General features: G+C 63.6%; 14 protein-coding genes and 1 tRNA gene. 8 read left to right on the top strand and 7 right to left on the bottom strand.

Annotation, left to right across the window (positions count from 1 at the left end; translation table 11 throughout):
* Positions 1-89 precede the first annotated feature (89 nt).
* The 5 genes from B9Z01_RS15480 (at position 90) to B9Z01_RS15460 (ending at position 6,829) form a co-directional block, all read left to right on the top strand.
* A complete protein-coding gene (locus B9Z01_RS15480; RefSeq protein WP_085484459.1) occupies positions 90-1,286 on the top strand; it encodes an aminotransferase-like domain-containing protein in 1,197 nt (398 codons plus the stop codon).
* A 94-nt stretch (positions 1,287-1,380) separates the two neighbouring features.
* Positions 1,381-1,845, top strand: coding sequence for a RidA family protein (locus tag B9Z01_RS15475; protein ID WP_085484457.1), 465 nt, complete (start codon positions 1,381-1,383; stop codon positions 1,843-1,845).
* Positions 1,846-1,868: 23 nt separating this feature from the next.
* Positions 1,869-2,786, top strand: a complete 918-nt coding sequence (locus B9Z01_RS15470) for a PhzF family phenazine biosynthesis protein (RefSeq protein ID WP_085484792.1) — start codon at positions 1,869-1,871, stop codon at positions 2,784-2,786.
* 447 nt (positions 2,787-3,233) lie between these two features.
* A complete protein-coding gene (locus B9Z01_RS15465; RefSeq protein WP_085484455.1) occupies positions 3,234-5,585 on the top strand; it encodes a bifunctional diguanylate cyclase/phosphodiesterase in 2,352 nt (783 codons plus the stop codon).
* A gap of 35 nt (positions 5,586-5,620) precedes the next feature.
* Positions 5,621-6,829 carry a chromate transporter gene (locus B9Z01_RS15460; protein WP_085484453.1) on the top strand — a complete coding sequence of 403 codons (1,209 nt, stop codon included), beginning with the start codon at positions 5,621-5,623 and terminating at the stop codon, positions 6,827-6,829.
* A 77-nt stretch (positions 6,830-6,906) separates the two neighbouring features.
* Here the strand turns inward: B9Z01_RS15460 and B9Z01_RS15455 are convergent, their stop codons facing one another.
* The 5 genes from B9Z01_RS15455 to B9Z01_RS15435 all read right to left on the bottom strand — a co-directional run bounded on the left by B9Z01_RS15455 (position 6,907) and on the right by B9Z01_RS15435 (position 14,991).
* The gene (locus B9Z01_RS15455) at positions 6,907-7,365 is read right to left on the bottom strand and encodes a CopD family protein (RefSeq protein ID WP_085484451.1); all 459 of its coding nucleotides are present in this window, start codon (positions 7,363-7,365) and stop codon (positions 6,907-6,909) included.
* Positions 7,366-7,667: 302 nt separating this feature from the next.
* The gene (gene parC, locus B9Z01_RS15450; protein ID WP_085484449.1) at positions 7,668-9,992 is read right to left on the bottom strand and encodes a DNA topoisomerase IV subunit A; all 2,325 of its coding nucleotides are present in this window, start codon (positions 9,990-9,992) and stop codon (positions 7,668-7,670) included.
* Between the two features lie 72 nt (positions 9,993-10,064).
* The gene (locus B9Z01_RS15445) at positions 10,065-12,050 is read right to left on the bottom strand and encodes a DNA topoisomerase IV subunit B (RefSeq protein WP_085484447.1); all 1,986 of its coding nucleotides are present in this window, start codon (positions 12,048-12,050) and stop codon (positions 10,065-10,067) included.
* A gap of 442 nt (positions 12,051-12,492) precedes the next feature.
* Positions 12,493-14,427 (bottom strand): ATP-binding cassette domain-containing protein, encoded by a 1,935-nt coding sequence (locus tag B9Z01_RS15440; RefSeq protein ID WP_085484445.1) that lies wholly within the window; start codon positions 14,425-14,427, stop codon positions 12,493-12,495.
* A 162-nt stretch (positions 14,428-14,589) separates the two neighbouring features.
* Positions 14,590-14,991, bottom strand: a complete 402-nt coding sequence (locus tag B9Z01_RS15435) for a DUF4399 domain-containing protein (protein WP_085484443.1) — start codon at positions 14,989-14,991, stop codon at positions 14,590-14,592.
* A gap of 307 nt (positions 14,992-15,298) precedes the next feature.
* On the opposite strand from B9Z01_RS15435, the gene B9Z01_RS15430 reads away from it, so the two are divergent.
* From B9Z01_RS15430 to B9Z01_RS15420, 3 genes are all read left to right on the top strand, one after another.
* Positions 15,299-15,490 (top strand): rubredoxin, encoded by a 192-nt coding sequence (locus B9Z01_RS15430; protein ID WP_085484441.1) that lies wholly within the window; start codon positions 15,299-15,301, stop codon positions 15,488-15,490.
* A 78-nt stretch (positions 15,491-15,568) separates the two neighbouring features.
* Positions 15,569-15,643, top strand: a tRNA-Arg gene (locus B9Z01_RS15425).
* A gap of 243 nt (positions 15,644-15,886) precedes the next feature.
* Complete coding sequence (locus B9Z01_RS15420; RefSeq protein WP_085484439.1) at positions 15,887-16,825, top strand: methyltransferase domain-containing protein; 939 nt, start codon at positions 15,887-15,889, stop codon at positions 16,823-16,825.
* 123 nt (positions 16,826-16,948) lie between these two features.
* Here the strand turns inward: B9Z01_RS15420 and B9Z01_RS15415 are convergent, their stop codons facing one another.
* Positions 16,949-18,040 (bottom strand): acyltransferase family protein, encoded by a 1,092-nt coding sequence (locus B9Z01_RS15415; protein WP_085484437.1) that lies wholly within the window; start codon positions 18,038-18,040, stop codon positions 16,949-16,951.
* Between the two features lie 183 nt (positions 18,041-18,223).
* Positions 18,224-18,931: a glutathione S-transferase N-terminal domain-containing protein gene (locus B9Z01_RS15410; RefSeq protein ID WP_085484435.1), complete on the bottom strand. Its 708-nt coding sequence runs from the start codon at positions 18,929-18,931 to the stop codon at positions 18,224-18,226.
* Positions 18,932-19,006: the final 75 nt, after the last annotated feature.

The following is a 19,006-nucleotide window of genomic DNA, read 5'->3' as shown; positions in this document are numbered from 1 at the left end:
CGGCAGCCCCTACCGACGGGGTGACCGATTCGCGCGATAATCGTAGTTTTGACCGTTTCCAGAGATACCAAGCAGAGGAAGAGGAGAGCATGGACCAAAGCGACCTGAAAGCCCCGACGTGGCAATTGTCCGAACGCGCACGCAAGCTCACGAGCTCCGCGATCCGCGAGATCCTGAAGGTCACGGAACGGCCCGAAGTCATTTCGTTCGCGGGCGGCCTGCCCTCGCCGGCCACCTTCCCGGCCGAGCGCATGCGCGAAGCGGCCGACCGCATCCTGCGCGACACGCCCGCCGCGGCGCTGCAATACAGCGCGACCGAAGGCTACCTGCCGCTGCGCGAATGGATCGCGCAACGCTATTCGGTCAACGGCGCGCAGATCCGCCCGTCGCAGGTGCTGATCACGACCGGCTCGCAGCAGGCGCTCGATCTGCTCGGCAAGGTGCTCGTGTGCCCGGATAGTCCGGTGCTCGTCGAAACGCCGACCTACCTCGGCGCGCTGCAATCGTTCTCGATGTACGAGCCGCGCTACGTGCAGGTGCCGACCGACGAACAGGGCCTGATCCCCGAAGGGCTCGAGCCGGAGCTGACCCAAGGCGCGCGCCTGCTCTACGCGCAACCGAATTTCCAGAATCCGACCGGCCGCCGCTTGCCGGTCGAGCGCCGCCGTGCACTCGCCGAATTCGCGAAAACCGCGCCGTTCCCGGTGATCGAGGACGACCCGTACGGCGCGCTCGACTACGCGGGTGAACCGCTGCCCACGATGCTCTCGATGGCGCCGGATCACATCGTCCATCTCGGCTCGTTCTCGAAGGTGCTCGCACCGGGCCTGCGGGTCGGCTACATCATCGCGCCCGAAGAGCTGATCTTCAAACTCGTGCAGGCCAAGCAGGCCACCGACCTGCACACGCCGAGCTTCACGCAGCGCATCGTGCACGAAGTGGTCAAGGACGGCTTCCTCGACACGCACGTGCCGACCATTCGCGAGCTGTATCGCAACCAGTGCGACGCGATGCTCGCCGCGCTCGAGCGTTACATGCCCGAGGGCGTGAGCTGGAACCGTCCGGAAGGCGGCATGTTCGTGTGGGTCGACCTGCCCGCGCAGGTCGACAGCATGAAGCTGCTCGAAGAAGCGGTCGCGCAGAACGTCGCGTTCGTGCCGGGCGGCCCGTTCTTCGCGAACGAGGCACAGCACAATACGCTGCGTCTGTCGTTCGTCACGGTGCCACCGGCTAAAATCGACGAAGGTGTAGCGCGTCTCGCAGCGCTGGTTCGCGCGAAGATCTGAGCGTCCGCGGCACTCACATCGGGGCGAAGTCCGCGCGCGATGCGCATGGGCTTCGCCCCGCCTGCATTAACTCTCACCGAATCGAGGACACGAAATGGCTCAATCGAATGTGTACGACAAGCTCAAGCAACTGGGCATCGAACTGCCGTCGGCGGGTGCGCCCGCCGCGGCCTATGTGATGAGCGCGCAAAGCGGCAACACGGTGTACCTGTCCGGTCACATCGCGAAGAAGGACGGCAAGGTGTGGACCGGCAAGCTCGGCGCGACGCTCAATACCGAGGAAGGCAAGGCCGCGGCGCGCTCGATCGCAATCGACCTGCTCGCGACGCTGCATACGCATGTCGGCGACCTGAACCGCGTCACGCGCATCGTCAAGCTGATGAGCCTCGTCAACTCGACGCTCGAATTCACCGAACAGCATCTGGTCACGAACGGCGCGTCCGAACTGATCGCCGACGTGTTCGGAGAGCGCGGCAAGCATGCGCGCTCGGCATTCGGCGTCGCGCAGATTCCGCTGGGCGCGTGCGTCGAGATCGAGATGATCGCCGAGATCGAATAAGCGACAGGCGCCGAATCATGTCGATGCCCGCTCACGCTGTTCGTTTCAAACAGGTCGACGTGTTCACGTCGGTGCCGTTCAAAGGCAATCCGCTTGCTGTCGTATTCGATGCCGATGCGCTCGATACGAATCAGATGCAGGCCATCGCGCGCTGGACCAATCTGTCCGAAACCACGTTCCTGTTGAGGCCCACCGATCCGGCCGCCGACTATCGCGTGCGCATCTTCACGCCGGGCGGCGAACTGCCGTTCGCGGGTCATCCAACGCTCGGCACCGCGCATGCCCTGCTCGAAAGCGGCTACCGGCCGAAGCAGGCCGGCCGGCTGATGCAGCAATGCGGCGCCGGGCTCATCGAACTCGAAGCGCTGAGCGGCGCCGACGGCATGCCCAACGCATGGGCCTTCGCCGCGCCGCCCGCGCGCGTCACGCCACTCGCCGCACATCGTTACGCGGCGCTGTCTACGGCTTTACGTAGTGATGCGATCGATTTCAGCGCGACGCCGTGCGCGGTCGACAACGGCGCGCCGTGGCTCGTCGTGCGTGTCGATTCGGCGCGCACCTGTCTCGCACTCGAACCCGATGCGGCCGCGCTCGCCGAACTCGCGCATTCAGTCGACACGCATGGAATCGCGGTCTACGGTCCGCACGACGCGGCGGATCCCGCGACGTTTGAAATCCGCTGCCTGATGGCGGGCGGCGGTTTCGGCGTCGGCGAAGATCCGGTGACGGGCAGCGCCAACGCCGCGCTCGCCGGTCTGCTGAGCGCCCAGCAGCGACGCCCTGGGGCACGCTACACGGTGCGCCAAGGCACTGCGCTAGGGCGCGCGGGCAACGTATCGGTTCACTACGACGATGCGCGCGGCAAGATCTGGATCGGCGGGCCGTCGGTGACGATCGTCGACGGCACGTGCCGGCTGTCGCAACCGGCGCGCTTTGCATGACGACGCGCGGCGAGGTGTGCGGTAACGCGGGCCGCATTGCCTGAAACCAGATTCGAGATGCTGCTCGTATTGCCGCGCATCTTGCTGCACATCTCGCCGCGGCAAACCACAAAAATCCGCATCGCCGCGACACACTCGATGACATATTCGAGATATCCGGCACGGATTGCGGCATAAAGAACGGCCGCGCCTGCTGCAAATTCAATCCGTCGCGAGCGCTCGCGACGCCAGCGTATACCCCATGCCCGGACCCTTCCTTAATCCAATGGCATTCAGTAATATCGGAAGGAATCCGCTGACCTGTGGACGGTCAGGCACGGCGCCACGCCCTCTCCTCCTGCGCAGCAGCTTTGGCACCTTCCCGGTTACCATGCAGCCATTCATGAAATCAGCGCAGTCGATGCCCGTGCATTTGCAACCGGCCCGCATCCAGCAACGGGCCGCACGATGAGTCAGTCCCGCTTCTCCGACCTGCGCGAAGCAAAGCCGCACCGCGACCCGGTATTCACGCGCCGGCGGGCGTTGCTCGTCATTCCCGCGCTCGGCGTGCTGGTCCTGATTCTGCTCTGGACCGTGATTTTCGCGCGCCTGTCGGTAGAAAAAGACGCGACTTACCGCGAGACGATGGCCTCTGCTGCAATTCTTTCCGCTGCGCTCGAACAGCACACGATCAAAGCAATTCATCAGGTCGATCAGATCACGCGCTTTGTTAAATACGAGTTTGAAAAAACGCCGAATCATTTCGATCTCGCGAACACCGTCGAAAAAGGCGTCGTGCAAAGCGAAACGCTCATACAGGTCTCGCTGATCGACGAGCACGGCAGGCTGATCGCCAATACGGCCGAACTCAATCCCGCCCACATCGATCTGTCGGACCGCGAGCACTTCAAGGTTCACGAGCACGAGAACGACGACCAGCTCTACATCAGCAAGCCGGTGCTCGGCCGCGTGTCGGGTCATTGGACATTACAGATGACGCGCCGCCTCAATCATCCGGACGGCTCGTTCGCGGGCGTCGTGGTGGTCTCGGAAGACCCGAGCTATTTCACGTCGGACTTTTATAACAACGCGGCGATCGGCCGCGAAGGCGTGATCGCAGTGATCTCCGACAACGGCACCGTGCTCGCGCGGCGCACCGGCAACTCGGACAAAGCGAGCGGCACGTTCACCGCGAGCGGCATGTACCCGACCTCGGAGCACGTGTCGGGCACCTACGTCGATTCGATCGACAACGTCACGCGCATCGTGTCGTACCGGCACATCGACGGCTATCCGCTCGGCGTGCTCGTCGGTCTTTCGCAGGCCGAAGAATTCGCCGACTACAACCACACGCGCAACGTCTATCTGCTGATGGCAGGCTTCATCTCGCTCGCGATGCTGAGCTTCTTCGCGGTCGCAACCGGCCTGATCGGCAAACTGCTCGGCCGCGAGCGCGAGATGACGCACCTCGTCGAATACGATCTGCTGACTGGCCTGCGCAACCGCTACGCGACGCTGCAGGCGCTGCGCCACGACATGGCGCAGCCGTCCAATCTCGGCCGCCTCGCGATCCTCTTCATCGACCTCGACAACTTCAAGACCGTCAACGACACGCTCGGCCACAACACCGGCGACATCGTGCTGCAAATGACGGCCTCGCGGCTCGCCGCCGCGGTCTGCGACGGCGGCACGCTCTCCCGCATCGGCGGCGACGAGTTCGTCGTCGTGATCAAGGGCGACGACGTCGAGAAGCGCGCGGTCACGCTCGCCGAAGCCGCCGCCGACACGTTCTCGAAGCCCTTCGACGTGCGTGGCAGTTCGTTCGTGCTGCATGCGAGCATCGGCATCGCGCTGTACTCGGTCGCGAACGAAAACGAGATCGACCTGCTCAAGAAAGCCGACCTCGCCATGTACAGCGCGAAGGATGCCGGCAAGAACTGCTACCAGTTCTATTCGCCGCACCTGTCGCATCGCGCGGACCATCTGATGAAGTGGGAGCAGCAGTTGCGCGTCGCGCTTGCCGAAGGCCAGCTCTTTCTCGCGTATCAGCCGAAGATCGATCTGACGCTTCGCTGCATCACCGGCTTCGAAGCGCTCGTGCGCTGGAACCATCCGCAGCACGGTGCGATTCCGGCCAAGGAATTCATTCCGGTCGCCGAATCGACCGGGCTCATCGTGCCGATCGGCGACTTCGTGATCGAAACCGCGTGCCGCCAGCTCGCCCAGTGGCAGCAGCAGGGCTACGACACGCTGTCGCTCGCGGTGAACATTTCGGCGGTGCAGTTCTGGCGCGGCGATCTGCTCGAAACGGTCTCGCGCGCAATCGAGGAAACCGGCATCTCGGCGCGCCGCCTCGAACTCGAGATCACCGAGACGACGATGATGGAATATCCCGAGCTCGTCTCCGAGAAAATTTTCGCATTGAAGCGCCTCGGCGTACGCATTGCGCTCGACGATTTCGGCACCGGCTATTCTTCGCTGTCCTATCTGAACCGCTTTTCGGTGGACACCCTCAAGGTGGACCGCTCGTTCGTCCAGGCGATTCCGGGCGACCGCAGCGTCTGTGTGATGGTCACCGCGATCGTCAATCTGGCGCGCTCGCTCGGGCTCACGGTGGTGGTCGAGGGCACGGAAACCGAAGAGCAGATCGCGTGGCTCGCCGCGCTCGGCCATATCGAGGCGCAGGGCTTCCTGTTCTCGCGGCCAGTGCCGGCGGACGCGATCCCGGCGCTGCTCGAACGCTTCGGCGTATGCGGCCTGAGCGGCCGCCGCGCCGCGCAGGAAATCGACAGCGGCAGCGTGTCGAGCACCAACAATTGAGGACGGGCGCCCGCGCGCCGGAGCCCCGTGGCGCCATGCAGACCATCACGAGCGAGGATGCCGCGAGACGCGGGCAACGGGAGCCGCTGTGGACGCTGTTCCGGGTCGTGCTCGGCCTCTCGGCGCTGTCGTGGGGCGGCCTCGCGCTGATGGCGCAACTCGAACACCACTACGTCGAACGCGAGGGGCGGCTCTCGCGAATCGCGTTCTCGGACCTGATCGCGCTCGCGTGGATGGTGCCGGGGCCGGTCGGCTGCAACGTCGCCGTGCAACTGGGGCACGCACTGCGCGGACGCGCCGGCGCATGGGTCGCGGGCATCGCGAGCGTGCTGCCCTTCTTCACATTGATGACGCTGTTCGCGACCTTCTACCGCACACCGCTCGTGCACACGATCGCATCGCAAACACTGCTGCATCACTTCAACGTCGTGCTCGCCACGCTGATCGCGGTCACCTGGTACAAGCAGACACGCGCGCTCGTGCGCGGCAAGCTCGAATGGAGCGCGGCGGGGCTCGGCTGCATCGCGCTCTTCTATGCGCACAGTGCCGCTGCTTACGTCGTGATGCTCGGCGCGGCGTTCGGCGCCGGCTGGTTCGTGAGCCCGGAGCGCGACACGCGTCTCGTGGTGTCGCTCGGGCGCGGCGACTACCGCATGCTCGCCGCGCTCAGCCTGCTGCTCGTGTTGTTCGCGCTGCCGCTGCCGCATCGCTATGAACTCGCGCTGCTGTGGCCGCGCCTCGCGGGCGCGGGCATGACGCTGTTCGGCGGCGGCTTTTCGGCGTTGCCGGTGTTGAAAACGCTGTTCGTCACACCGGCGGTCGGCGTATCGGATAACGACTTCACGCTCGCGTTTTCGCTGTCGCCGCTCTCGCCCGGTCCGCTCCTGAACGTGGTGCCGTTCTTCGGCTATCTCGTGGATGGCTGGCCGGGCGCGCTGCTCGCGACGCTCGCGCTGTTCGTGCCGTCGGGCTGCCTCGTCGTGCTGGCGCAACAGCATCTGCATCAGTTGAAGGCGAATCCGCGCTTCGAGCACGGCATGAGGATTCTGCGCGCGGTCACGACCGCGTTTCTCGCGGTCGCCGTGCTGCGCATTGCCGCGCATGTGCCGTTGAGGCCGGTTTATCTGCTGACCGCGCTGTTCTCCGCGATGTGTTTCGCGAAGCTCAAGGTGCCGGTGTATGCGGTCTATGGGACGGTCGCAGTGGTATGCGGCCTGTGGCTCGCGTACGGCGCGGCAACCTAGCGTTGCGCGCCATACACCGGCGGCGCCGGTCGGGAGCCCGAGTGGAGCCTGGGTAGAACCTGAGTAGAACCTGAAACTCAGAACCCGCGCGACAACACCGCGACGCCGATCGTCACCACGCCGAGCACGATGTTGATCAGCACGAGGCGCCGGATCGTGCCCACCGCCTGCGCGCCGTCGGGCCATTTCTGAGCTTGCACCGCGCGGCGGATGCGCGGAAACACGGCGAAGCGGATGTGACCGAAGATCAGCATCATCACGATACCGAGACCGGCCATGGCATGCAAAGGCCAGGTGGCGTGGCCGCCGCCGAACTGCATCAGCAGGAAGCCGCCGCTGATCAGGATCACCAGCACCGACACTCCGACCCAGTTGAAGAAGCGGCCGAACACCGACTCCCACAGCGGCAGGCGCAATTGCGGCGAGAGATCGCCGAGGGCCGGGCGCAGGCAGAAATGCGCGAACACCATTCCGCCCACCCACACCGCTACGCCGAGCAAATGCAGAAAGAGCGCGACTTCGATAGCCTTGTTCATATAATTTTTCCTCTCCCGACGACGCCGCACCGTTTAGGACACTTGATCTTGACAGCGGCTACTGAGCGCATTCGACCATGCGTGAAGCATGCAGTTCCGGGGCGCACGGCTATTAGGTCGTATTTTTGCCATTGTTATCGCAGGTTATCGTGGCACCTGCAAACGGCCGCGACGCCGCCGCTTCCCGTTCTTACGACAACCTTCCCGCTACAGGCAGGCTGCCCGCGACAAACTTTTTTGCGATAAACGGCGAACGCCCCGCATGCTAACAGGCGCACGCCGTTTTCCAATGTCAAATTTTGTCAGGCAGGCAACACCGGACGCATGCCGTCGAGCTTCATCTTGCTCTCAGGTGCGCGACCCTTGCGCGCCCGCTTGCCGATGTGCGGCGCAAGCGCGGCGCCGGCGAGCTTCTCTTCGTCGACCCGGCCGCCACGGCGCGTACCGATCAGCATCACACCGGCGTGATTGATCGACAGCGCCTGCACGAGCGTTTCGTTGTCGTCGAGCGCCATCAGCGTGACGCCGCGGCCGCCGCCCGAGAGCGTCTTCATCTCGTCGAGGCTGAACACGAGCAGACGCCCGCCCGAGGACAGACACGCGACGTGCGTCGCGTCCGGCAGCATCGGCATCGGCGCGAGCGGCGCAGCGCCAGCGTCGATCGTCATGAACGATTTGCCGGCCTTCACACGGCTCACCATGTCGCCGACCTTCGCGACAAAGCCGAACCCGTTGCTCGACGCGAGCAGCAGCGCCTGATCCGCCGACGCCGCGTAGTAGTGCATCAAGTGGCTGCCCGACTCGAGCTCGATCAGCGAGGTGACCGGCACGCCGTCGCCGCGCCCGCCAGGCAGCATGGCGACTGCAACCGAATAGACGCGGCCGTTGCTGCCCCACGCGATCAACGTGTCCGGCGTGCGGCACTGGAACGCCGCGTAGAGGCCGTCGCCGGCCTTGAAGCTGAAGCCCGCCGTATCGAGGCCGTGGCCCTTCAGCGCGCGCACCCAGCCCTTCTGCGATACGACCACCGTGACCGGCTCGTCGACCACGCGCGCTTCGAACGTCGCGCGCTTTTCCTGCTGGATCAGCGTGCGGCGCTCGTCGCCGTACTGCTTCGCGTCGGCTTCGATCTCCTTGATGAGCTGACGCTTCATCGCCGGTTCGCTGCCGAGCAGTTCTTCGAGCTTGGCCTTCTCGTCGCGCAGCTCGGCCAGCTCCTTCTCGATCTTGATCTTCTCGAGCCGTGCCAACTGACGCAAACGGATTTCGAGGATGTCTTCGGCCTGGCGATCCGTGAGCCCGAACGCGGCCATCAGCGCGGTCTTCGGCTCATCCGATTCGCGAATGATGCGGATGACTTCGTCGATATTCAGGAAGACGATCATCCGGCCTTCGAGAATATGAATCCGGTCGTCGACCTTCGACAGACGATGCTGCGTGCGGCGCGTGACCGTCGTGAAACGGAACGCGATCCACTCGTGCAGGATTTCGCCCAGGCCCTTCTGGCGCGGCCGTCCGTCGCCGCCGACCATCACCATGTTCAGCGGCGCGTTCGATTCGAGGCTCGTATGCGCGAGCAGCGTATTGACGAATTCGGTCTGATCGATGCGGCTCGACTTCGGCTCGAACACGAGGCGCACCGGCGCGTCCTTGCCGGATTCGTCGCGCACCGCGTCGACGAGCGCAAGCAGGGTCTGTTTGGTCTGCAATTGCTCGGGCGTGAGCGCCTTCTTGCCGAGCTTGATCTTCGGATTGGTCTGCTCTTCGATTTCCTCGAGCACCTTCTGCGCGGCCGTGTTCGGCGGCAGTTCGGTGATGACCAGTTGCCACTGGCCGCGCGCGAGATCTTCGATCTTCCAGCGCGCGCGCACCTTCAGGCTGCCGCGGCCGGTTTCGTACGCAGCGGCAATTTCCGCCTCGCTCGAAATGATCTGCCCGCCGCCCGGGAAGTCCGGCCCCGGCACATGCTGCATCAGATCCGCATGCGAAAGCTTCGGGTTGCGGATCAGCGCGACCGCCGCGCCCGCAACTTCGCGCAGGTTGTGCGACGGGATTTCGGTCGCGAGCCCGACCGCGATGCCCGATGCGCCGTTCAGCAGCACGAACGGCAGGCGCGCCGGCAGCACCTTCGGCTCTTCGAACGAGCCGTCGTAGTTCGGCATGAAGTCGACCGTGCCCTGGTCGATTTCGGCGAGCAGCAGCTTCGCGATCGGCGTCAGACGCGCTTCGGTGTAACGCATCGCCGCCGCGCCGTCGCCGTCGCGCGAGCCGAAGTTGCCCTGGCCGTCGATCAGCGGATAGCGCATCGAGAAGTCCTGCGCGAGACGCACGAGTGCGTCGTACGCGGACTGGTCGCCGTGCGGGTGATATTTACCGAGCACGTCGCCGACCACGCGCGCCGACTTGACGGGCTTCGCGTTGTCGCCGAGGCCCATCTCGTTCATCGCGAACAGGATGCGGCGCTGCACCGGCTTCTGGCCGTCGCAGACGTCCGGCAGCGCGCGGCCCTTGACCACGCTGACCGCATATTCGAGATACGCGCGTTCCGCGTAGTTGCCGAGCGTCAGAAAGTCGCCTTCCGGCGGGGGCGGCTCGTTGAAAAGGTCGAGAGTGTTATCGTCGTCCATCTAGATTCCGTATCCGTGTTTGGCTTGAAGTGGCGTATGCCGCGGTGAGGCCGAAACTGAAGCGCCGGGCGCTCAGATGTCCGCTTCCACTTCGTTGCCCTTCTCTTCGAGCCAGCTGCGGCGCGACGCCGCTTCGCCCTTGCCCATCAGCATCGTCATGCGCGCGACGGTGGCGTCGTAGTCCAGTTCGCCGAGCGCGACCGGTTGCAGGCGGCGCGTGTCGGGATTCATCGTCGTGTCCCACAACTGCTCCGCGCTCATTTCGCCGAGACCCTTGAAGCGGCTGATCGACCACTGGTTCTCGCGCACGCCGTCCTTGCGCAGCTTGTCGAGAATCGCCTCGAGTTCGCCTTCGTCGAGCGCGTAGAGCTTCTGTGCGGGCTTCTTGCCGCGCGCGGGCGCGTCGACGCGAAAGAGCGGCGGCCGCGCGACGCACACATGGCCACGCTCGATCAGTTGCGGGAAATGCTTGAAGAACAGCGTGAGCAGCAGCACCTGGATGTGCGAGCCGTCGACGTCCGCGTCCGACAGAATGCAGATCTTGCCGTAACGCAGATTCGACAGATCGACCTTGTCGTCCGGATTGTGCGGATCGACGCCGATCGCGACCGAAATGTCGTGCACCTCGTTGTTCGCGAACAGACGATCGCGCTCGGTTTCCCACGTGTTCAGCACCTTGCCGCGCAGCGGCAGGATCGCCTGGTACTCCTTGTCGCGGCCCATCTTCGCGGAGCCGCCCGCCGAGTCGCCCTCGACGAGGAAGAGTTCGTTGCGCGCGATTTCCGTCGATTCGCAATCGGTCAGCTTGCCGGGCAGCACGGCCACGCCCGAGCTCTTGCGCTTCTCGACCTTCTGCCCCGCGCGTGTGCGCGCCTGCGCCTGCTTGATGACGAGATCCGCGAGCTTCTTGCCGTGCTCGACGTGCTGGTTGAGCCACAATTCGAGCGCGGGCCGCGCGAACGACGACACGAGCTTCACCGCATCGCGACTGTTCAGCCGCTCCTTGATCTGCCCCTGGAACTGCGGGTCCAAAACCTTCGCCGACAGCACGAACGACACGCGCGCGAACACGTCTTCGGCGAGCAGCTTCACGCCCTTCGGTTGCAGGTTGTGCAACTCGACGAAGCTCTTCACCGCCTGGTAAAGACCATCGCGCAGACCCGACTCGTGCGTGCCGCCCGCGGGCGTCGGAATCAGGTTCACGTACGACTCGCGCATGAGCGGACCTTCCTCGCTCCACGCGACGACCCACGCCGCGCCCTCGCCTTCGGCGAACGTCTCTTCACTCGAGCGCGAGCTTTCCGCGTAACGCTCGCCTTCGAACAGCGGAATCAGCAGATCGCTGCCGTTCATGCCTTCGAGCAGATAGCCGCGCAGGCCGTCTTCGTATTTCCAGCTTTGCTGTTCGCCGGTTTTCTCGTTGATGAGCGTGACTTCGACGCCCGGCAGCAGCACCGCTTTCGAGCGCAGCAGACGCTGCAGCTCACCGAGCGGCAGGTTCGGCGAATCGAAGTATTTCGGATTGGCCCACGCCGTGACGCGCGTGCCGGATTTCTTGTCGCCCTTCGCGGCGGCGCGCGTGACGAGCGGTTTCGCGACGTCGCCATTGGCGAAACTCAGCTCGGCAACCTTGCCGTCGCGCCACACGGTGACGTCGAGGCGTGTGGACAGCGCGTTCGTGACCGACACGCCGACGCCGTGCAAACCGCCCGAGAACGTATAAGCGCCGCCGGCGGCCTTGTCGAACTTGCCGCCCGCGTGCAGGCGCGTGAAAACGATTTCGACGACCGGCACGCCCTCTTCGGGGTGCAGGCCGAACGGAATGCCGCGGCCGTCGTCGTCGACCGAGACCGAATGGTCCGCGTGCAGCGTGACCGTGATTTGCCGGCCGTAGCCGCCAAGGGCTTCGTCCGACGCGTTGTCGATGACTTCCTGAATGATGTGCAGCGGATTCTCGGTGCGGGTGTACATGCCGGGCCGTTGCTTGACCGGCTCGAGACCCTTCAACACCTTGATCGACGCTTCGCTATACGCGGCGTTTGGCTTTTTCGTAGACATGATTGACTCGGTGCGTCGGTTCATCGTTGTCCACAGGTCCTGTGGACAGGTCCGTGGACAAGGCGTTGAGTTTTCAAAAAAAGCGAAACGAAACAACGGGGTTAGGTGGGGTGCCCGCAGTGCGGGCAAGCTGTTTTGTCGCGCGGCGTCCCGCTGGCGCGCCCGGTGGCGCTTTCTCGCGCGACCCGGCCGGCGCGCCCGCCGGGGAAGCCTGTTCGCGGGGTATTGTACTGATTTCGATAACGGCGGCAATTGACGGCGCGCGGACGGCGCGCGGAATTGGCCGTCTGGACAAGGTGAAGCGGGCCGCGAGGACACACGCGGAGTTTTACGTGGGCTCGCTGGATGACGATGCCCCACGGCGCAAGCGCGACCCCGTTTCATGCCCGGCCGATGTGCGGCACGTGCGGTGGCGCTTGCGGCTTCCCGCTTTGCGGACGTTTTACTTGCCCCGCTTTTCCAGTTCGTCCCAACGCTCGAGCGCGACCATCAGCTCTTCGTCGATCTCCGCATAGCGCTCGGTCAGGCGCGTACCCTCGCGCGCATCCTTGGCGAACACCGAACCCTCTTCGAGCTGCGCGCCGATCGCCTTCTGCTCGGCTTCGAGCTCGGCGATCTTCTGCGGCAGAGCTTCCAGTTCGCGCTGCTCCTTGAACGACAGCTTCACGGTGCGCTGCGCATTGCGGCCCACGGCGCTTTCCTTCGGCGCCGTTTCCTTCGGGGCTTCCTTGCTCGCGTCTTTCTGCGCTTCGAGCGCGAGCCGCTCGGAGCGGTCGCGCTGCGTCTGCCAGTCCGTAAAGCCGCCGACGTATTCGCGCCACTTGCCCTCGCCTTCCGAGGCGATCACCGAGGTCACGACGTTATCGAGAAACGCGCGGTCGTGGCTCACGAGCAGCACCGTGCCGTCGTAGTCGATCAGCAGTTCTTCGAGCAGTTCGAGCGTCGGAATGTCGAGGTCGTTGGTCGGCTCGTCGAGCACGAGCACGTTGGCCGGCCGCGCGAACAGACGCGCGAGCAGCAGACGGTTGCGCTCGCCGCCCGAGAGCGACTTGACCGGCGAGCGCGCGCGCTCCGGCGCGAACAGGAAGTCGCCGAGGTAGCTCATCACGTGCTTTTTCTGGCCGTTGATTTCGACCCACTCGCTGCCCGGGCTGATCGTGTCCGCGAGACTCTTTTCGAGGTCGAGCTGCGCGCGCATCTGATCGAAATACGCGACCTGCAGATTCGTGCCGACGCGCACCTTGCCTGCGTCCGGTGCGAGTTCGCCGAGAATCAGCTTGAGCAGCGTGGTCTTGCCCGCGCCGTTCGGACCGACGAAGCCGATCTTGTCGCCGCGCATCACCGTGGCCGTGAAATGATCGACCACCGTGCGCGAACCGTAGCGCTTCGTCACGTCCGTGAGTTCGGCGACGATCTTGCCGGACTTCTCGCCCTGGCCGACGTCGAGCTTCACATTGCCCTGCACGTTGCGGCGCTCGGCGCGCTCGTTGCGCATTTCCACGAGCCGCGCGATGCGCCCGACGCTGCGCGTGCGGCGCGCCTCGACGCCTTTGCGGATCCACACTTCTTCCTGGGCGAGCAGCTTGTCGAACTTCTCGTTTTCGATGCGCTCGACCTCGAGTTGCTGCGCCTTGCGCGTCTGGTACGCCGAGAAATTGCCCGGATACGACAGCAGCCGCCCGCGATCGAGTTCGACGATGCGCGTCGCGACGCGATCGAGAAACGCGCGGTCGTGTGTGATGAAAAGCAGCCCTGCGCGCAGTGATACCAACAGATCTTCGAGCCAGCGGATGCCGTCGAAGTCGAGATGGTTGGTCGGTTCGTCGAGCAGCAGCACGTCCGGCTGCACGACGAGTGCGCGCGCGAGCGCGACGCGCTTCTGCATGCCGCCCGAGAGCGAGCCGACGCGCGCCTCGCCGTTCAGGCCGATCTGCTGCAGCGTGGTGGCGACGCGCGTATTCCAGTTCCACGCATCCGATGCATCGAGCGACGATTGCAGCGTGTTCATACGCGCGAGCAGCGCATCGTGCTCCGCGCCTTCGGGCGTGTCGGCGAGCTGGTGAGCGACCGCGTCGTATTCGTCGAGCAGCGCGCGCGCCTCGGAGAGACCGGCGGCGACCGCGTCGAACACGGTGTCGTCGGTATCGAACTCGGGCTCCTGCGGCACGTAGACCGTGCTCAGATGCTGCTGACGCGTGACGAGACCGTCGTCGGGTTTAGCCAGTTCGGCGACGATCTTCAGCAGCGACGACTTGCCCGCGCCATTGCGTCCGATCAGCCCGACGCGCTCGCCCGCTTCGAGCGAGAAATCCGCGTGGTCGAGCAACGCGACGTGACCGAACGCCAGTTGGGCTCCGGTAATGGTGTAAAGCGACATGGGAATGGGAGAAGACAGCGATGAGCCGGAACCGCTCATTGTACCGGGCGCGGGGCGGGAGGCTCGATGCTTCGAGGGATCGGATGCGCCGCGCGCCTCGCATGTATGGCGCCGATACGAGCGGACGGCCAGCGCGCCCGCTCGACTTGCCGGCGCAGCCGCTTACTTGACGTGAACCGTGATCGTCTTGCTCAGCTCCGGACCGTACGAGCGGTGCGCGCCGTCGCCGAATTGCAGCGTCAGCGTGTGATCGCCCGGCGGCAGCGTCAGATCGGTTTCGGTCTGGCCCTTGCCGAAGTGCAGCGATTTGTCGGTCGCAGGAATGACTTCGCCCTTCGTCAACGGCTGCCCGTCGATCAGCAGATGATGATGCCCCGTGCCTTCCGTCATCGTGCCGGCCGGCGCGATTTTCATGCCGTCGAGACCGAACACGACGTGCACCGGATTGCTGACGGTCGCGCCGTCCGCCGGCTGCACGAAGTACACGCTCGCGGCCTGCGCCACACCCGAAACGGCGAGCAGCCCAGCCGCTGCGATGCCTGCCAACCATCTGTTCTGAAACATCGTTTTCTCCCCTCAGGAACGCAACCGTGCACGCGCCGCCAACGCCACCCTCGCCTGAGACCGATCGCCGCAATGCGTGAGAGGCGCGCGGCGCGCCTGTCCAATCAGATAGCTGCGGGCCAAAGCATACACGCTGTGTGTGACGAACCCCGTCCAGTGGGCCCGGAGACGCCCAAACGCGTTGCGGCGGCGACGCGCCGAGCCGTTCGAGGTCGAATTGACAAATTCCGGTAATATTGCGGGCCGCCGCGCCGCCCCAGAAAGGGGCAGATCAAGCCGGCCATTGCATTGAATTAGAGAGAGTGTCGTGAGTGAAGTAATCGAAGTGACTGAATACAAGAGCTGGGTCTGCCTGATTTGCGGCTGGATCTACAATGAGGAAGAAGGCTTGCCCGAGGACGGCATCGCGCCGGGCACGCGCTTCGCCAACATTCCCGAAGACTGGCGCTGCCCGTTGTGTGATGTCGGCAAGGCGGAGTTCGCGGTGGTGGAGTTCTAAGGCGGGTTTGATATACTCTGCCCTCGCTGGCGAATCTGGACTCGCCTGGTCTTCACGGGTATTGTCCGGCCCGGTCCTCTCCCTGTAGTTCAATGGATAGAACAAGTGCCTCCTAAGCGCTAGATACAGGTTCGATTCCTGTCAGGGGGACCAGCCACCGCCTTCCCAGCGTCTCCCGGATTTACCCGGAAAAGCCCCGCATGCCTTCTGCCATCACAGCGTCTAGCGAAGCGCGCCGCCATGATTTCGGGAAACGGGCAGCGATGTCCAGGCCAAGATCAGGGCCGAGCATAGGCCGACCGCGAACGCTACGTTCGAAGCAGAGGCAACGCAAAGCTCGAAATTGCAGATCGCTATAATTTGCGTGCCCAATTCAAAACGTTGCCGAGGAACGACATGGATCACGCCCTTGAACGCGTCACCCCGTTGAATTTTTGCGAGCAGGCGTATCTCGCTGCAAATCCGGACGTAGCTGAGGCTGTCAGACTCGGAGAACAACCATCGGGAAGATCGCATTTCGACGTGTTCGGAATATCAGAAAGTCATCGCATGCAGGACGCAAAGGTGGCTGCTCAATCCTGGCAAGAACGAAGAAAAAGAATACGGTCTCTCCTTCGCACTGATATGCCATTTAGTGACGACGGTAAGTTTTTCGATTTTCTGTCCCCTGAACTCCGCTCCCAGTTCAACATTTACGACTCGGATTTGGCCGGAAGCAATCTGTATGATCGGGATGCGCTGGGTATGATCGAACGCCATCCATCGGGGCTGATATTGGATTGCGGTGCAGGCAGTCGTCCCGCAATCTACGAAAATGTTATCAATTTCGACATTACCAATTATCCATCCACTGATGTGCGAGGTGTGGGAGAAGTACTGCCATTCAAAGATGCATCATTTGATGGCATTTTGTCGCTCAACGTCCTGGAACATGTCAAGGATCCGTTTACTGCCGCCAAGGAAATTCTTCGCGTGCTAAAGCCGGGCGGCGATCTGGTTGTGGTAGTTCCGCTTACTCAACCAACTCATGGCTACCCGCATCATTACTACAACATGACAGCGGAGGGAATTCTTAATCTCTTCGGATCTTCGCTAAATGTCGTACGCGTTTATGTGCCGGAATCGACAACAGCCATATGGTCGATTTATTGGATTATGAGCGAGTGGGCCGAAGGCCTCGATGAGGATTCCCTGAGAGAATTCAAGGCGCTCACCGTTGAAGAAATTCTGCAGGGGCCGCCGACATTATTAAACCGGTCGTTTGTGAAACAGCTTAGCGAAAAAAAGAATCTCGACATTGCGAGTTCTACGACCGTTATTGCAAAGCGAGTTTGAAACGCGCTCCTCGGAGGGGCTGACATCCTCTCCGAAGATAATTCCTCAAAAATACGGATTCCCGCGCCGTCAGGTGGTCGGATTGAGCCATCAGTCAGCAACTCGCTGAGAGGGTAAAGCCCTTCACGACCGGTCGATACGAAGATCTCTCCGGGCCTTCGCATTTATCGCAGCGACCTGCGAAAGCCACCGCCCCACCGCCCGACTCGCCGGCCGCTCGACCCATCGATACGAAGCAAGCGCAATCGCTACCGACGCCACCACGACCACCGCCCCAACCAGATCCCCCGGCAAGCGATGCCGTGCATCGATCAACTGCACGATCCCGGCCACAGCCGGCATCGAAAGAAGATGGGTCAGATACAGCGAGTACGACGCATCCCCAATGCGCTCGAGCCATGCACTCCACCGCACTTTGCTCTCGACCGACAACCCGGCCGCCACCACAGCCAACGCCGGCAAGCCGAAAACCAGAAACCGGTTCGCATCCGTGAGCCGCGGAGCGAATGCACCCGCGGCAGCCACCGCAAGCAGCAGCCCCGCCGCGGCCGCCACGGGCACCGTGCGGCCCGACGCATACAGCGCGCCGACACCACAACCGAACACGAACTCCAGCACGAGCGGATTCGTGTAGAACGCAAACGCCACGCCCTGACCGGGCAGCAAGTGCAATGCGGACGTGAGCAGCAGAAACGACCCGACCGCCAGCAGCCGACGGCGAGTCACGCACATCGCCACGGCGAACACGACGTAGAACCACATCTCGTAGTTCAGCGTCCAGCCGACGCCGAGCACGGGCGCGGCGATGCCGGTCCAACTCATCGACGGCAGAAACAGAAACGACGTGAGCGCATGCCACGCAGTCACGCGCGCGTGATCGAACGCTTCGGGGACGCCTGGAACGAATGCGACAAACGCAATGAACAGCGCCGTGAGAATCCAGTAGAGCGGAACGACCCGCGCGATGCGGGCGAACATGAACGAGCGCGCCGACGCCGGTCCCGGCGGCACGCCGTGAGTCACGAGCGCCATCACGAAGCCGGAGATCACGAAAAAGACGTCGACGCCGATTTCGCCGTAGCGCGACACGTGCGGGAAAACATGCGCGAGCCAGCCATGCGCAGCGACGATGCCGTCGGTGTGAAACGCGACAACGCCAAGCGCCGCAAGCGCGCGCAAAGCCTGGATGGATCGATACTTCCTGATACCTGTCATGCCCTTCGATTCGACCTGTTGCGCGAGACGCGTAGGATAGCGCGAACCATCGCAAAGTACAGCGCAGCACGGCCGGGCGCGGCACAATCGGCCCAAGCCGCGCAAGACACCGCGAGCAAGCCAGCGGGCAACGGGCCAACCCAATCCCGACCGACCGCCCACCCGGCCGGCCGGATCAGCCCCTCAAGCTGGCCGCCGCGGAATATTCAACCCGCGCGCGACCGCCGGACGCTCGACAAACGCGGCGAGCGCGCGCGCCACGTTCGGGAAGTTCCGAATGCCGACCAGATCGCCTGCTTCGTAAAAGCCGACGAGATTGCGCACCCACGGGAAGATCGCGATATCGGCGATCGAATACGAGTCGCCCATCACCCATTCGCGTCCTTCGAGGCGCTGCTCCAGCACGCCGAGCAGCCGCTTCGATTCGGCGACGTAACGATCGCGCGGACGCTTGTCCTCATACTCCTTGCCGGCGAATTTGTGGAAGAAGCCGAGCTGGCCGAACATCGGGCCGATGCCGCCCATCTGGAACATCACCCATTGAATCGTTTCGTAGCGGCCAGCGGCGTCCTGCGGCATCAGTTGACCGGCCTTGTCGGCGAGATAAATCAGGATCGCGCCGGATTCGAACAACGGCAGCGGCTTGCCGCCGGGACCGTTGGGATCGAGGATCGCCGGAATCTTGTTGTTCGGGTTCAGCGACAGAAACTCCGGGGTCATCTGATCGTCAGTATCGAAGCGCACGAGATGCGGCTCATACGGCAAGCCAGTTTCCTCGAGCATGATCGAGACTTTCACGCCGTTCGGCGTCGGCAGTGAATAGAGCTGAATCCGGTCCGGATGCTCGGCGGGCCATTTCTTCGTGATTGGGAAAGCGGATAAATCGGTCATGGGAACGTCACGCCTTATGCGGTAGAAATTTCGAGACCGCCCAATATAAACCGACTCGGCATAACGCGTGCGAAG

This window comes from Paraburkholderia susongensis (genome assembly GCF_900177725.1).
Taxonomy (GTDB): domain Bacteria; phylum Pseudomonadota; class Gammaproteobacteria; order Burkholderiales; family Burkholderiaceae; genus Paraburkholderia; species Paraburkholderia susongensis.
The sequence above is the reverse complement of the archived record's forward strand: the minus strand, read 5'-3'. Positions and strand labels throughout refer to the sequence as shown.

Coding starts and splice junctions, on each gene's coding strand:
- B9Z01_RS15415 (WP_085484437.1), bottom strand. CDS start 18,040: ATGACAGGTATCAGGAAGTATCGATCCATCCAGGCTTTGCGCGCGCTT.
- B9Z01_RS15480 (WP_085484459.1), top strand. CDS start 90: ATGGACCAAAGCGACCTGAAAGCCCCGACGTGGCAATTGTCCGAACGC.
- B9Z01_RS15445 (WP_085484447.1), bottom strand. CDS start 12,050: ATGTCTACGAAAAAGCCAAACGCCGCGTATAGCGAAGCGTCGATCAAG.
- B9Z01_RS15465 (WP_085484455.1), top strand. CDS start 3,234: ATGAGTCAGTCCCGCTTCTCCGACCTGCGCGAAGCAAAGCCGCACCGC.
- B9Z01_RS15420 (WP_085484439.1), top strand. CDS start 15,887: ATGGATCACGCCCTTGAACGCGTCACCCCGTTGAATTTTTGCGAGCAG.
- B9Z01_RS15475 (WP_085484457.1), top strand. CDS start 1,381: ATGGCTCAATCGAATGTGTACGACAAGCTCAAGCAACTGGGCATCGAA.
- B9Z01_RS15410 (WP_085484435.1), bottom strand. CDS start 18,931: ATGACCGATTTATCCGCTTTCCCAATCACGAAGAAATGGCCCGCCGAG.
- parC (WP_085484449.1), bottom strand. CDS start 9,992: ATGGACGACGATAACACTCTCGACCTTTTCAACGAGCCGCCCCCGCCG.
- B9Z01_RS15470 (WP_085484792.1), top strand. CDS start 1,869: ATGCCCGCTCACGCTGTTCGTTTCAAACAGGTCGACGTGTTCACGTCG.
- B9Z01_RS15435 (WP_085484443.1), bottom strand. CDS start 14,991: ATGTTTCAGAACAGATGGTTGGCAGGCATCGCAGCGGCTGGGCTGCTC.
- B9Z01_RS15455 (WP_085484451.1), bottom strand. CDS start 7,365: ATGAACAAGGCTATCGAAGTCGCGCTCTTTCTGCATTTGCTCGGCGTA.
- B9Z01_RS15440 (WP_085484445.1), bottom strand. CDS start 14,427: ATGTCGCTTTACACCATTACCGGAGCCCAACTGGCGTTCGGTCACGTC.
- B9Z01_RS15460 (WP_085484453.1), top strand. CDS start 5,621: ATGCAGACCATCACGAGCGAGGATGCCGCGAGACGCGGGCAACGGGAG.